The organism is Hydrogenophaga sp. H7, assembly GCF_002025745.1.
Classification (GTDB): Bacteria; Pseudomonadota; Gammaproteobacteria; order Burkholderiales; family Burkholderiaceae_C; genus Hydrogenophaga; species Hydrogenophaga pseudoflava.
On sequence record NZ_MCIC01000001.1, the window covers coordinates 434,631 to 448,445 of the forward strand.

Below are 13,815 nucleotides of genomic sequence, written 5' to 3' on the forward strand. Positions count from 1 at the left end.
GGTCACGCGCTCCCCAGCCCATACTCGCCTCCCATGTGGACGGCCCTGAACCTGTCGATGGCGGTGCTTTGTGTGGCGGTGGCCCTGTGGCTGCGGCCCTGGCGCATGCTGCGCGGTCCGCTGTTCACGCCGGCGCTCGCGTCCCTGGTGCTGCTGCCCTGGTTGTGGCTGTTGCCGCAGAAGATGCCGCAGGGCCTGCAGGTGCAGCTCTCGGGCGCCTGCCTGCTGGTGCTGATGCTCGGTTGGCCGCTGGCGGTGCTGGTGCTGGCGGGCATCGCGGCGGTGGTCTGGGGCGTGGGCCAGGCCGCGCCGGAGGCGGCGCTGCATCAGTGGGTGTGGATCGGGCTGGTGCCGGCCACGCTGGCACTGGGCATCGGCGCAGTCATACGGCGCTGGCTGCCCCCCAACCTGTTTGTGTACACCCTGGGCCGTGCGTTTCTGGGCACAGCCGCCGCGGTGTTTCTCTCCGGCCTGCTGTTGGAGGGCCTCCAGTGGCTGGCCGGCGAGCCCGCCCGTGACCTGTCCCTGGTCGCGCGCTGGCTGATGGCCTGGGGCGACGCCTTCCTGACCGGCATGTTCGGCGCCATCTTCGTGGCCTTCGTGCCGCAGTGGCTGGCGACCTGGTCGGACCAGCGCTACCTCCAGCCGCCCAAGCCATGAAAAAAGCCGCCCGGGTGGGGCGGCTTCGCGGTGCTTGCAGGCGTGTGATTTACGCGGCCTTCAGCGCCAGACGGCTGGCGTGGCGCCAGGCGCGGCGCAGCACGGCGGGCGACCACGACTCTTCGGGGATCAGCAGCGCGCCGCGGTTGCGCACCCAGGTGCCCAGTCCCACGTGGCCGGTCAGCACTGTCACGGGCACCGACAGCAGCAGCGGCAGGGCCACCGGCAGCAGCCAGGGCAGGGCGTCGGGGTTGATCAGGCTGGCCAGCGCCAGCAGGGAGGCCACGACCAGCGACACCGGTGCCAGACGCGCCAGCGCATCGCCCCAGGCCACGCCCACGGCTTCCCGCGGCGGCGATTTCCACTCCAGCTTGATGCCGGTGATGGCGACCACCACAAAGATGGAGTGGCCCACCATGCGGATGGGGGCCAGCAGAACGGCCATCACGCTCTCCAGCACGGCGCTGCCGAGCAGAAGGCCGGTGCCGCCATAGCTGCGCTGTTCGCCCTTGAGCAGCACCGCCAGCACACCCAGCACGCGCGGCAGGAACAGCAGGCATAGCGTCCAGGCCCAGAGGCCGCCGGCCTTGCCGGGGAGGGCCTGCCAGGCGTCGGGCAGGCTGGGGCCGGAGACCAGCATGGCCATGCCCAGCAGCAGGAAGGCCAGCCACATCGGGGCCGAGAGGTAGGACATGGTGCCGATGGCGAACATGGCGCGGTGCACGCGGTGCAGGCCGGGCTCGGCGATCAGGCGCGCGTTCTGCAGGTTGCCCTGGCACCAGCGGCGGTCGCGCTGCAGTTCGGACAGCAGGTCGGGCGGCTGCTGCTCGTAGCTGCCGGTGAGGTCGGAGACCAGCCAGACGTGGTAGCCGGCGCGGCGCATCAGGGCGGCCTCGACGAAGTCGTGGCTCATGATGCCGCCGGACATGCCGCCCGTGCCCTTGATGGGCGCCAGCGCGCAGTGCTCCATGAAGGGCTCGATGCGGATGATGGCGTTGTGGCCCCAGTAGTGCGACTCGCCGAGCTGCCAGAACTGCATGCCCAGGGTGAACAGGCGGCCGGTCACGCGGCTGGCGAACTGCTGGGCGCGGGCGTGCAGGGTCTGGTGGCCGATGGCCTGGGTGGCGGTCTGGATGATGCCGGCGTCGGGATGGGCTTCCATCAGCTTGACCAGCGAGGCCAGGCAGCTGCCGCTCATCACGCTGTCGGCGTCCAGCACCACCATGTAGCGGTAGTCCTTGCCCCAGCGGCGGCAGAAGTCGGCCACGTTGCCCGCCTTGCGGTGGGTGCGGCGTTTGCGCAGACGGTAGTAGACCTCCACGGCCGGCTGGCCGGGCTGCGACACCAGGGCGGCGCGCAGCTGCTCCCAGGCCTCGCGCTCTGCGGCGATGGTCGTGGCGTCGTTGCTGTCGGAGAGCACGAAGACGTCGAACTGGCGCGCATGGCCGGTGGACGCCAGCGACTCGCAGGTGGCGCGCAAGCCGGCGAACACGGTGGCCACGTCCTCGTTGCAGATCGGCATGATGATGGCGGTGCGCGCCTCGGGGTTCATGGCGTGGTCGCGCACCGAGGCCGCCGAGATCGAGTGCCGGTCGCCGAACAGCATCACCCAGGCGCCCATCAGCGCGGTGACGAAACCGGTCACCACCCAGACGGAGAGCACGACGAACAGCACGGTGTACAGGCTCTGCAGCCAGGGCGAGCTGCCGGAGGGGTGTGCGGCGCTGAACAGCACCGCGGCCAGCACCGTGCTCACCACGGTGAGCAGCAGGAAGGCCAGGCGGCGGCGCTCGGCCGCGCGTTGCCATGCGGCCATGGGCACGACGCTGCGGGGCTCGCGGGGCGGCAGCAGGCGGCTGGCCGTGGCCAGCACGCCGGAACCCAGGCCGTTCCAGAAACCGCGCCAGGGGCGCGGCGCCATGGAGCCGCGGTTGAGCGGTGGCGCGGTCACCGCGTTGGGGTGGCGCTCTTCGCGCAACAGGCTGCGGGCGTGCAGGGGCGCGCTCACTCGGGCAAGACGGCGTGTGTCCATGTTTCGCTCAGGGTGTTGTTCTGGTGTTGGAGGAAGACGCGCAGCTCGACCGGACGGGCCGGGTCGAGCCGCTCGACGCGCAGGGTGACGCGCCAGCCGCGCTGGGTCGGGTTGGGGTAGGCCAGGGCTTCGACGATGCGGCCGTTGGCGTCGGCGCTGGCGACGGCGCGCACGGCGGCATCGGCCGGCAGGGCTTCCAGCGCCGGGCCGGCGAAGTCGAGCACGAACTGGGGCTGGCGCTGCTGCTCGCTGGCGCTCAGCTTGGTGTAGCCGTAGCCGCGGCGCGACTGCACCACCCATGCACCGGGCGGCGTCTGCTGGGCCTCGCCCTGCCAGGACAGCTCGTAGGCGAAATCCAGCGGCTGGCCGGGCGCCGGCAGCGTGGCCGGCACCCAGTAGGCGACGATGTTGTCGTGGGTCTCGTCGGGTGTGCGCAGCTGCACCAGCTCGACCCGGCCGGCGCCCCAGTCGCCCAGCGGGCGCACCCAGGCGCTGGGCCGGCGCTCATAGCGGGCCTCGATGTCCTCGTAGCTGGCGAAGCGCCGGTCGCGCTGCATCAGGCCGAAGCCGCGCGGCTGGCGCATGGTGAAGCTGCTGACCGAGATCTGGGCGGGGTTCTGCAGCGGGCGCCACAGCCACTCGCCATCGCCGGTGTGCATCATCAGGCCGTCGGAGTCGTGCACCTCGGGGCGGAAATCGTTGTCGTTGGGCTGGTTCTCGCCGTGCAAAAACATGCTGGTCAGCGGCGCCAGGCCCAGGGTGTTCACCGGGCCGGCGCCGGCGCGCAGGAACAGCCGGGACGTGACGGTCATGGTGGTGCTGGCGCCGGGGCGGATCACGAAGCGGTAGGCACCGCTGGCGCGCGGCGAGTCGAGCAGGGCCAGCACGGTGACCTCGGTGGCGCCGGGCGCCGGGCGCTGCAGCCAGAAGTCGGTGAAGCGCGGGAATTCCTCGCCCTGGCCGCCCACGGTGTCGATGGCCAGGCCGCGCGCCGACAGGCCGTACTGCTGGCCGGCGCCGAGCGCGCGGAAGTAGCTGGCGCCCAGGAACACCACCAGTTCGTCCTTGTAGGCCGGGTTGTTCAGTGGGTAGTGCAGGCGGAAGCCCGCGTGCCCGAGGTCGCCCCAGGCCGTCGGGTCGACGGTGTTGCGGCCCATGTTGTAGTCCGCGCTGCGGTAGGGCAGGTCGGTCACGCCCTCGGGCGCGAGCTCGTGCAGGCGCACCGCCCGCTTCTGGTAGAGGCCGAGGTGGAAGAACTGGGCCTCGAACGGCAGCGACTGGTCGCGCCAGAGCGAGCGCTCGGTGCGGAAGCGGATGTCCCGCATCTGGTCGTAGTCGAGCGCGGCCAGGTCCTCGGGCAGCTTGTCGCCAACCGGTTGAAACGGCGTCTGGGCGCGCTGGCGGGCGAGTTCGCCCAGGGCGTTCCAGTCCATCGCCTGAACCGCGCTCCAGCCCGCGGCCAGGCATGCAAACAGCAGCGCGCCCAGGCCTCGCTGGAGCGCGCGCGAAGAAGAATGACGGGAAGTGGTGGACCAAGGCATGCCCTTTAAGGGCAAACCCTATGCCAGGTCGAAAATTTCCAATCGAATCAACGGCTTGTGATGAAGGGCAGGAAAAACCACCGGTTTTGGCCGGGAAAAGGGGCGCGCACAGGCCTTTTTTGTCGCTGTTCGGCGACAGTGCCAGCCAGGGGAGAAAAAAAACCGTTGTGAATCAACGGTTTTGGCTTGTCACAAAGCAGCGACAGGGTCTGTGCCGTCGCCGCCGTCCGCGTCGCTCTTGAACAGCCCGGGGGTCAGGGCGTGTTTCTGCAGCAGGCGGTAGAACTCGGTGCGGTTGCGCTGCGCCAGCCGGGCCGCATCGGCCACGTTGCCGTCGGTCATCTTCAGCAGGCCGACGAGGTACTCGCGCTCGAAGCGCTGGCGCGCCTCGGCGAAGCTCAGCACCTCGACCGAAGGCGTGCGCAGCGCCCGCTGCACCAGGGCCAGCGAGACCAGCGGCGTGGTGGAGAGCGCGCAGACCTGTTCGACCACGTTGTAGAGCTGGCGCACATTGCCCGGCCAGCTGGCCATGGTCAGCGCCTTGAGGGCTTCTGGCGCAAAGCCCGAGCTGCGCTTGCCGTACTTCGCGGCCAGCTGCGCCAGGAAGTGGTTGGCCAGCAGCGGGATGTCCTCGCGCCGCTCGGCCAGGGTGGGCAGGTGCAGCGTCACCACGTTGAGCCGGTAGTACAGGTCTTCGCGGAACTGGCCCTGGGCCATCGCGGTTTCGAGGTCGCGGTGGGTGGCCGAGATGATGCGCACGTCGACCGGGATCGACTGGCTGGAGCCGAGCGGGCGCACCGCCTTCTCCTGCAGCACGCGCAGCAGCTTGACCTGCAGCGCCGGGGGCATGTCACCGATCTCGTCGAGCAGCAGGGTGCCGCCGTCGGCGGCCTGGAACAGGCCCTTGTGGTTGGCGTGGGCGTCGGTGAAGGCGCCCTTCATGTGGCCGAACAGCTCGGATTCGAGCAGGGCCTCGGGAATCGCGCCGCAGTTCACCGCCACGAAGGGCTTGCGCGCGCGCCGGCTGGCGCGGTGGATGGCGCGCGCCATCAGCTCCTTGCCGGTGCCGCTGTCGCCGCGCAGCAGCACGCTGGCATCGCCCTGCGCCACCAGGCGCGCTTCGGCCAGCAGGTCGGCCATGCGGCTGGAGCGGCTGACGATCTCGGCGCGCCAGGTCTCGTCGGCCGGACTGGCCGGCAGCGTGGGCGCGCTCAGGGCCAGGGCCTGGGCGATGCGCTCCAGCAGCTCCTTGGCCTCGTAGGGCTTGGTCAGATAGGTGAACACGCCGCGCCGCGTGGCCTCCACCGCGTCGGGGATGGTGCCGTGGGCGGTCAGCAGGATCACCGGCAGCGAAGGGTGGCGGTTGCGGATCTCGTCGAACAGCGCCAGCCCGTCCTTGCCCGGCAGGCGCACGTCGGACAGCACGAGCTGGGGGCGGTCGATGTCGAGCTGGCTGAGTGCCGCCTCGGCCGAGCCAACGGCGGTGACCTGGTAGCCCGCCGCGCCCAGCCGCATGGACAGCAGCCGCAGCATGTCGGCATCGTCGTCGACGACCAGCAGGCGGGCGCGGGCCGGGCTGGTGGTCATGGCAAAGGGCGTGCACCGGGCGCGGGCGCGCGCGGGGTGAGGCTGCGCTCGATGGCGCGCATGGCTTCGAGCCGGTCGTTGAGCACGTCGATGCGACGCTGCGATTCGCGCAGCTGCTGCGCCAGCCGGTCGGCCTGGTCTTCCAGCCGCCGCGCCTCGTGCAGCCGCCCGGCCAGCAACCGCGCCAGCGGGCGCAGCTCGATGGCTTCGGGCGCATTGCTGGCCGCCACGCGCTGCAGCAGGCCGAGCGCGCGCGCGGTGTCGACGGGCACGTGGGTCTGCGACAGCACCAGGGCCAGCTGCATCTGCCGTTCGGCCGAGGTGCCGGGCTCTCCGATCAGGGCCTGTTCGGCCGCGAGTTCGCCGGGGCCCATGGTGCGCAGGCGGTCGGCGTAGAGCAGGGCTGCGGCGAGTGGCGAGGTGGCGACCGGCGGCTTGGCGGGCGTGCCCGGCGCGGTGCTGCGGGAGGCGGTCGGCGGCTCGGGCGGCGGCGGTGGCGGGATGAGCGCTTGCAGACTCTGGTCGGGCCCCGGGGTGCCGGGCAGCGGCGGTGGCGGGAGCAGGTCGGCCGGTGCCCCGGGCGGGGTGGCGCAGGCGGCGAGCACCAGCGCCAGGCCGAGCACCGGCAGGGTCCGGAGGAATGTGGCGGTGCGGCGCAGGCGCGGTCGCCGGAGGTCAGGATGCATGGGGAAGTTCGATGCGGAAGTGGGCGCCGGGGCCGTCGGGCAGGAGTTCGATGCGGCCGCCGTGGGCCAGAATGTACTCGTGCACGATGGACAGGCCGATGCCCGTGCCCTTGACCGCGTCGGCGGGCTGCCGCTCGCCGCGGTAGAAAGGCTCGAAGATGCGGCCCCGGTCATCGGGCGCCACCCCCGGGCCCTGGTCCTGCACGTCGATCTGCACACGACCGGCCGTTGTGGCCAGCGCCACGCGGATCTGGCCGCCGAAGGGCGAGAAGCGGATCGCGTTGGACAGCAGGTTGCCGATGGCCGAGGCCATCTTGTCGCGGTCGACCGGCAGCACCACGGCGGGGCCTTCGACCTGCACATCGAGCTGGTGCGACTGCCAGCGCAGGCGCTGGGCCTCGACCTGGCTCTCCACCAGCGCGCGCATGTCGGTGGGCTCGCGGCGCAGCTGGCGCGCCTCGAAGGCGGCGGCGTTGAAGCGCAGCAGCGCCTCGATCTGCTGCTGCAGCGCCTGGGTGTTGCCCTGCAGGATGCGCACCACCTCGGCCTGGTCGGGGTTGAGCGAGCCGGCCACGCCGTCGCCGAGCACGGCCACGCCCTCGTGCAGCGAAGCCAGTGGCGTCTTGAGTTCGTGCGAGATGTGGCGCAGGAAGCGCGCCTTGTCGGCGTCCAGCTCGGTCAGGCGCAGCCGCAGCCACTCCAGCTGCTGGCCCACGCTGCGGATGTCGGGCGGGCCCGGCACCTCGATCGGCACGTCCAGCCGGTTCTCGCCCAGGCCGACGATGGCCTTTTCCAGCCGGCGCAGCGGGCGCGCCAGCCAGATGCCGAAACCGAAGGCCATCGCCACCGCCAGCGCGATGGAACCGCCCACCTGCACCGCCAACTGCTGGCGGTTGCGTTCGAAGCGCGTCTGCAGCGCGGCGTTGCGGCCGCCGATGATGGCCTGCACCTGCTGAGCGATGGCGGCGCTGTGGCCGTCCAGTTCGCGGAAGGCGCGGGCCACCTCGCGCTCGCGGTCCAGCGCGGTTTCGGGCTCGCCGTCCAGCAGGGTGGTGACGTCAGCGAGCTGCTGGCGCCAGCTGCGCACCAGGTCGGGCGAGACCTCGTTGTCCTGCAGCCGCACCAGGATGTCGCGCGCCTGGCCGGCGGCCTCCTCGAAGCGCTGGCGCAGCTGCGCGTCGCGCAGCACCAGCGACTGGCGCGCCGAACGCTCCATGGCCACGCTGCGTTCGGACAGCGACTGCGCCGCGGTGCTCAGTTCGATGGCCTGCGTCGCACCGTCGCGGCTCTGCGCCATCAGGCTCTCCAGCGTGAACAGCGCACGCAGGGCGCTGGTCCCCAGCAGGGCGCCGATGAGCAGGAACGCCAGCAGCAGCAGCTGCGGGAACGAGAAGCGCAGCCACTTCATGAGCTCAGGCAGGCTCGCGCAGCAGGACTTCACCGCGCAGGGAGTGCGGCAGCGCCTGCGTGATCTTCACGTCGATCATCTGGCCGATCAGGCGGGCGCTGTTCGGGCCGCCGTCGAAGTTGACGATGCGGTTGCACTCGGTGCGGCCCATCAGCTCCGCAGCGTTCTTGCGCGACGGGCCTTCGACCAGGATGCGCTGCACCGTGCCTTCGCGGCTGGCGCTGATGCGGCGCACATTCTCCTCGATGGTGGCCTGCAGGTGCTGCAGGCGCTGCAGCTTGACCTCGTGCGGCGTGTCGTCGGGCAGGTTGGCGGCCGGCGTGCCCGGGCGCGGGCTGAAGATGAAGGAAAAGCTGCTGTCGTAGCCGACGTCGGTGATCAGCTTCATCATCTTCTGGAAGTCTTCTTCCGTCTCACCCGGGAAGCCGACGATGAAGTCGCTGCTCATGGACAGGTCGGGCCGGATCGCGCGCAGCTTGCGGATCGTGCTCTTGTATTCCATGGCGGTGTAGCCACGCTTCATGGCCATGAGGATGCGGTCGCTGCCATGCTGCACCGGCAGGTGCAGGTGGCTCACCAGCTTGGGCACCTTGGCGTAGGTGTCGATCAGGCGCTGGGTGAACTCGTTGGGGTGGCTGGTGGTGTAGCGGATGCGCTCGATGCCCGGGATGTCGGCCACGTACTCGATCAGCATCGCGAAGTCGGCGATCTCGTCCGTGTCGCCCATCCGGCCGCGGTAGGCGTTCACGTTCTGGCCCAGCAGCGTCACTTCCTTGACGCCCTGATCGGCCAGGCCGGCCACCTCGACCAGCACGTCCTCGAACGGGCGGCTGACCTCTTCACCGCGGGTGTAGGGCACCACGCAGTAGCTGCAGTACTTGCTGCAGCCTTCCATGATGGAAACGAAGGCCGAGGCACCCTCGACGCGCGCGGGCGGCAGGTGGTCGAACTTCTCGATCTCGGGGAAGCTGATGTCCACCTGCGGCTGGTTCAGCCGGTCGCGTGCCTTGAGCATCTCGGGCAGGCGGTGCAGGGTCTGCGGGCCGAACACCACGTCCACAAAGGGCGCGCGCTTGATGATCTCGGCGCCTTCCTGGCTGGCCACGCAGCCGCCCACGCCGATCAGCACACCCTTCTTCTTGAGGTGCTTGACGCGGCCGAGGTCGGAGAAGACCTTCTCCTGTGCCTTCTCGCGCACCGAGCAGGTGTTGAACAGGATCAGGTCCGCCTCTTCGGGGTCCTGGGTTTTCTCGAAGCCATCGGCGGCGCCGAGCACGTCGGCCATCTTGTCCGAGTCGTACTCGTTCATCTGGCAGCCGAAGGTTTTGATAAAGACTTTTTTAGACATGGGATTCACCCCCTGCGCCGCTGACGCGGCTTCCCCCTGGAAGGGGGACCGCACTGGCGGCCCGGCTGAGCCGGTTCCGCGGTGCGCCTGGGCTTTGGGGGCCTGTGGGGTTGGAGGGGTTACTGGCCGGCGCGCTTGCGCTTCTCGGCCGCTTCGGCTTCGGTCAGGATCCAGACGTCGTGGACCATGCCGTGGGGCTCGACGGTGTAGTTCACCAGCAGCTCTTTGCCGACGATGGCGCTGGAGAGGACGAGCAGGTTGTCGGGGCCCTTGATGCGGGCGCCCGGCGAGAGCTGGGCGGCCTTGCCGTCCATGCTGATGACCGGCGGCTGGGTCACGACCAGGGTTCCGCGCAGGGCGCTGGCGGGGAAATTGCGCGGGGCGTTCTGTGCCTGCGCCAGGGAGGTCAGCGCACACAGGCCGGCGCCGGCCAGGGCCAGGGCGGTGCGTCGTGTGGTGGGGGACATGCAGCGGTTCATGGTGTAGATCCAGAGGCTGAGGGGAGCGTGGCGGCGGGCGCCGTCGCGGGGCCGCGATTGTCTCACGCGGCGCCGCGGCCGGTCACTTCCAGCGCACCGGCTCGATGTGCACGCTGCCCAGGTTGCTTGACAGTGTGAGCGCGCCGTCCTGCAGCGTGGCCTGCAGCTGCATGCTGCGCTCGGCCAGGGCCGCCAGCGCGGGCGCCACCTCGGTCGGCAGGCGCCAGACCTGCAGCTTGTCCAGGCGGGTCAGCTTGTTCTCGATGCCCTTCCACCACACATCGGCCGCCGAGCTGAAGGCGTAGACGATGACCGCGTCGGCCTGGCTGCAGGCCTTGGACAGCGGCTTGTCTTCCGGCTGGCCGACCTCGATCCAGACTCGTTTGCGGCCGGTGAAGTCGGTGAGCGAGGCGTCCGGGTCGTCCGGGTCCGACAGGCCGGCGCCGAAGGCCAGGGTGCCGTCGCCGCCGCAGGTGTCCTGCAGCTCGTGCGCCTGCAGCGCCATGGCCACCAGGCGGACCATCATGCGCTCGTCGGTCTCGCTGGGGTGGCGGGCCAGGGTGAGCGCGTGGTCGGCGTAGTAGCCGTGGTCGATGTCGGCGATCTGCAGATTCGCCTTGAAGATGGTGGACTTGATGGCCATGGTCGCTCCGGTGTCGCAAGAGAAAGCCGGGCAAGAAAAAACCCCTGAAAACGGCGTCTTCAGGGGTTTCTTGTCTGGTGGCGATAGGTGGACTTGAACCACCGACATCAGCATTATGAATGCTGCGCTCTAACCAACTGAGCTATATCGCCGAAGCCAAGCATTATAAGCCCATTTTTTCGAAGCGCTCAAGCCCCCTTGCGCGACAGCGGGGCCAGTTCTTCGCGGATCAGCCGGCCGATCAGCCGGTCCAGAGTGGCCACCGAGTAGTTCTTCACATCGTGCACCGTCTCGCGGCCCGGTCCGCTGGCCGGGTCGTCGGCGCGGTCGTAGGTCAGGAACACGAAGCGGCCGCCGGTGTACTGGGCGATCTGGCGCTGGACGAACTCGCCCTGCGGGTCCAGGCCGCTGGCGCCGACGCTGAAGACCTTGATGCCCTTGCCCAGCGCCACCTGCATCGCGGCGTCGTAGCGCGGCCGCTCGGGACCGAGCTGGGGCGGCGCGTCGGCCAGCAGCACCACCATGCGGGTGGCGCCCTCGCCGCGCCAGCTCAGGCGGTGCACCGTTTCGTGCAGCGCCTCGCTCATGGCCTCGGGGGTGTCGCCGCCGCCGTCGGCCTGCAGCTGGTTGAGCACCTTCTGGAAGGCGCCGAGGTCGTCGGTGAAGTCGTGGCTGCGCAGCACGAAGGGGTCGGTGGTGTCGCGGTAGGCGACCAGGCCGAAGCACAGGTCTGGCCGGCTGGGCAGGCGCGCGGCGTCGTCGGCGATGCTGCGCAGGCTGCTCTTGAGCTTCTGGATCTCGTCGGCCATCGAGCCGGTGGCGTCGATCAGGAACACCAGATCCAGGCGCGCACGCTGGGGCGCGACGGCGCCGTCCAGCTGCAGCTCCAGCGCGTCCTTCTGGCCCCGGCGCAGCAGGCCCTGGGCGGTCTGACCGCCGCGGGTGGCGGTCACCTCGTACAGCGTCGACTGGCCGGCGTCGAAAGACCGGGGGTGGAGCCAGACGCGGCCGGCGCTGTCGGTGCGCGCGCGCAATTGCGCACCGTTGGGCGAACGCACCTGTACCTGGGCGTCGGGCACGCCGCGGCCGGTGCGGTCCCGCACGGTGAGCAGGTGGCGCTCGCTGATGTCGCGCGCCTGGTGGGGCACCGGGGTGCGTTCACGGAAAGCCAGGTACTCGGCGAAGTCGGCGTTGTCGTCGACCATGCCGGCGGTCACGACAGCAGCACGGTCGGGGCGCGCGCCGCCGGGAGATGGGGCCGGCGCGACCGCCATCGCTTCGGGCGCGGTTTCCATCGCCATGGCGGCGGGTGACGCGGCCTTGGCCACCGCATCGCGCGAGGCGACCTCCGAGCGGGAGCGGGGCAGGGCTTTGCTGTAGCGCACGGAGGGTTCGGCGATCTCGGGCCGGCCGGCCACCTCGTGGGTGCGCATCGGGCGCTTGCAGTGGGTGGCGCCGGGCGGCGCGAAATCGGGCTGGGCGGATACCGCAGCGGCCGGGGCCGCCGCCGCTGTGGGCTGTGCGGTGACGGGCATACCGGAGAGCAGCAGCTGGCCGCCGAGCAGGGCGGTCAGCAGGCGGGACAGCCGGGGATTCTGGAGAGGCATCGTGAACTCCGTGGAGGTGGGTGATGCCACTGAAACGAACCGGCAGGCCGGACGGGGTTAAACCCCGCGAAAAAAATCAGCCGTGCTTGAACACCGCCTTGCGCTTGTTCACGAACGCGTCCATGCCTTCCTTCTGGTCCTCGGTGGCGAACAGGGCGTGGAACATGCGGCGCTCGAACATCACGCCGTCGGCCAGACCGCCCTCGAAGGCGCGGTTGACGCATTCCTTGGCCGCCATCACGCTGGGCAGCGAGAACTCGCAGATCTGCAGCGCGGCGCCCAGGGCTTCGTCCATCAGCTTGTCCAGCGGCACCACGCGGCTGACCAGACCGGCGCGCTCGGCTTCGGTGGCGTCCATCATGCGGCCCGTTAGGGCCATGTCCATGGCCTTGGACTTGCCGACCGCGCGCGGCAGACGCTGCGTGCCGCCGGCGCCGGGGATGATGCCCAGCTTGATCTCGGGCTGGCCGAACTTCGCGTTGTCGGCGGCGATGATGAAGTCGCACATCATGGCCAGCTCGCAGCCACCGCCCAGGGCGAAGCCGCTGACGGCCGCGATGACCGGCTTGCGCACGCTGCGGATGGTTTCCCAGTTGCGGGTGATGTAGTCGCCCTTGTAAACGTCGGCGAAACTGTATTTCGCCATCGCGCCGATGTCGGCGCCGGCCGCAAACGCCTTCTCGCTGCCGGTGACGATCATGCAGCCGATGCCCTCGTCGTTGTCGAAGGCCTTGAGCGCGGCGCCCAGCTCGTTCATCAGCTGGTCGTTCAGCGCGTTGAGCTGCTTGGGGCGGTTGAGCGTCACGATGCCGACACGGCCCTCGGTGCGCACGGTGATCAGTTCGGGGGTGGCGTTTTCGCTCATGGTGTGTCCTCGGGTGGTGGGGGATGATTGACGTGAACGTCAACTATAGCCGCCCCGTTTTCGGGTGCAGCACCCAAGGGAAAACATTAACCGACCGATGGGTCGGTTAATGACAGAATGGCCCGTTCAAGAACGACAGGAGACAGCTTTTCATGAGTGCCGCCCCAGAAGACAGCAGCGTTCTCTATATGGAACACGGTGCCGTGGCGCAGGTCACGCTCAACCGGCCCGACGCCCTCAACAGCTTCACGCGCCAGATGCACCGCGACCTGTGGGCCGCGCTGGACCGCGCCGAGGCCAACCCGGCGGTGCGGGCGCTGGTCATCACAGGGGCCGGGCGCGGCTTCTGCGCCGGCGCCGACCTGTCGGAGTTCGACTTCGAGCCCGGGCCGGACCTGGTGCAGCGCGCCGATCCCGGCCCGGTGATCGACCAGGCCTTCAACCCGACCGCGCGGCGAATCCAGTCGCTGCGCATGCCGGTGATCGCGGCGGTCAACGGTGTGGCGGCGGGCGCGGGCGCCTCACTGGCCATGACCTGCGACATCGCCATCGCGGCGCCCGGCGCGAGCTTCATCCAGGCCTTCAGCAAGATCGGCCTGATCCCCGACGCTGGCGGCAGCTGGTTCCTGGTGGAGCGGCTGGGCCTGGCGCGCGCCATGGCGCTGGCGATGACGGGCGACAAACTCCCCGCCGCGCAGGCCAAGGAGTGGGGAATGATCTGGGACGTGCAGGACGACCCGCTGGAAGCCGCGCTGGCGCTGGCCGGCAAGCTGGCGGCCATGCCCACCAAGGCCCTGGTCGCCACCCGCGCGCTGCTGCGCGACGCGTCCACCCGCACGCTCGATGAGCAGTTGGACGCCGAGCGCGACACGCAGTCGGCCTTGGGCAGGACGCACGATTACATCGAAGGCGTGATGGCGTTCCGTCAGAAGCGCGCGCCTCAGTTCAAGGGGGAATGA

General features: G+C 70.1%; 12 protein-coding genes and 1 tRNA gene. 2 read left to right on the forward strand and 11 right to left on the reverse strand.

All coding sequences use genetic code 11. From position 1 onward, the window contains the following. The first annotated feature begins 33 nt into the window (after window positions 1–33). Window positions 34–660, forward strand: a complete 627-nt coding sequence (locus BC358_RS02090) for a hypothetical protein (protein WP_079364467.1) — start codon at window positions 34–36, stop codon at window positions 658–660. Between the two features lie 49 nt (window positions 661–709). Here the strand turns inward: BC358_RS02090 and mdoH are convergent, their stop codons facing one another. From mdoH to BC358_RS02145, 11 genes are all read right to left on the reverse strand, one after another. After that, window positions 710–2,692 (reverse strand): glucans biosynthesis glucosyltransferase MdoH, encoded by a 1,983-nt coding sequence (gene mdoH / locus BC358_RS02095; protein ID WP_079364468.1) that lies wholly within the window; start codon window positions 2,690–2,692, stop codon window positions 710–712. Beyond that, window positions 2,665–4,233, reverse strand: coding sequence for a glucan biosynthesis protein G (locus tag BC358_RS02100; RefSeq protein ID WP_079364469.1), 1,569 nt, complete (start codon window positions 4,231–4,233; stop codon window positions 2,665–2,667). The genes mdoH and BC358_RS02100 overlap by 28 nt, the downstream gene beginning before the upstream one ends. A gap of 189 nt (window positions 4,234–4,422) precedes the next feature. Then, window positions 4,423–5,820: a sigma 54-interacting transcriptional regulator gene (locus BC358_RS02105; protein WP_079364470.1), complete on the reverse strand. Its 1,398-nt coding sequence runs from the start codon at window positions 5,818–5,820 to the stop codon at window positions 4,423–4,425. Then, on the reverse strand, window positions 5,817–6,506 hold the full coding sequence (locus tag BC358_RS02110; RefSeq protein WP_079364471.1) for a hypothetical protein: 690 nt from the start codon (window positions 6,504–6,506) through the stop codon (window positions 5,817–5,819). The genes BC358_RS02105 and BC358_RS02110 overlap by 4 nt, the downstream gene beginning before the upstream one ends. Continuing rightward, window positions 6,496–7,914, reverse strand: a complete 1,419-nt coding sequence (locus BC358_RS02115) for an ATP-binding protein (protein ID WP_079364472.1) — start codon at window positions 7,912–7,914, stop codon at window positions 6,496–6,498. Before BC358_RS02115 ends, BC358_RS02110 begins: the two co-directional genes overlap by 11 nt. Window positions 7,915–7,918: 4 nt before the next feature. Further along, window positions 7,919–9,262 (reverse strand): tRNA (N6-isopentenyl adenosine(37)-C2)-methylthiotransferase MiaB, encoded by a 1,344-nt coding sequence (miaB, locus tag BC358_RS02120; protein WP_079364473.1) that lies wholly within the window; start codon window positions 9,260–9,262, stop codon window positions 7,919–7,921. A 119-nt stretch (window positions 9,263–9,381) separates the two neighbouring features. After that, entirely contained in the window at window positions 9,382–9,729 is a 348-nt protein-coding gene (locus tag BC358_RS02125; protein WP_079364474.1) for a hypothetical protein, read from the reverse strand. Window positions 9,730–9,823: 94 nt separating this feature from the next. Further along, window positions 9,824–10,384: a YaeQ family protein gene (locus tag BC358_RS02130; protein ID WP_079364475.1), complete on the reverse strand. Its 561-nt coding sequence runs from the start codon at window positions 10,382–10,384 to the stop codon at window positions 9,824–9,826. Between the two features lie 75 nt (window positions 10,385–10,459). Further along, window positions 10,460–10,536, reverse strand: a tRNA-Met gene (locus BC358_RS02135). Window positions 10,537–10,572: 36 nt separating this feature from the next. Then, entirely contained in the window at window positions 10,573–11,991 is a 1,419-nt protein-coding gene (locus BC358_RS02140; RefSeq protein ID WP_079364476.1) for a VWA domain-containing protein, read from the reverse strand. 76 nt (window positions 11,992–12,067) lie between these two features. Next, window positions 12,068–12,856 carry an enoyl-CoA hydratase gene (locus tag BC358_RS02145; protein ID WP_066158806.1) on the reverse strand — a complete coding sequence of 263 codons (789 nt, stop codon included), beginning with the start codon at window positions 12,854–12,856 and terminating at the stop codon, window positions 12,068–12,070. A gap of 152 nt (window positions 12,857–13,008) precedes the next feature. On the opposite strand from BC358_RS02145, the gene BC358_RS02150 reads away from it, so the two are divergent. Next, window positions 13,009–13,815 (forward strand): enoyl-CoA hydratase-related protein, encoded by an 807-nt coding sequence (locus BC358_RS02150; protein ID WP_079364477.1) that lies wholly within the window; start codon window positions 13,009–13,011, stop codon window positions 13,813–13,815.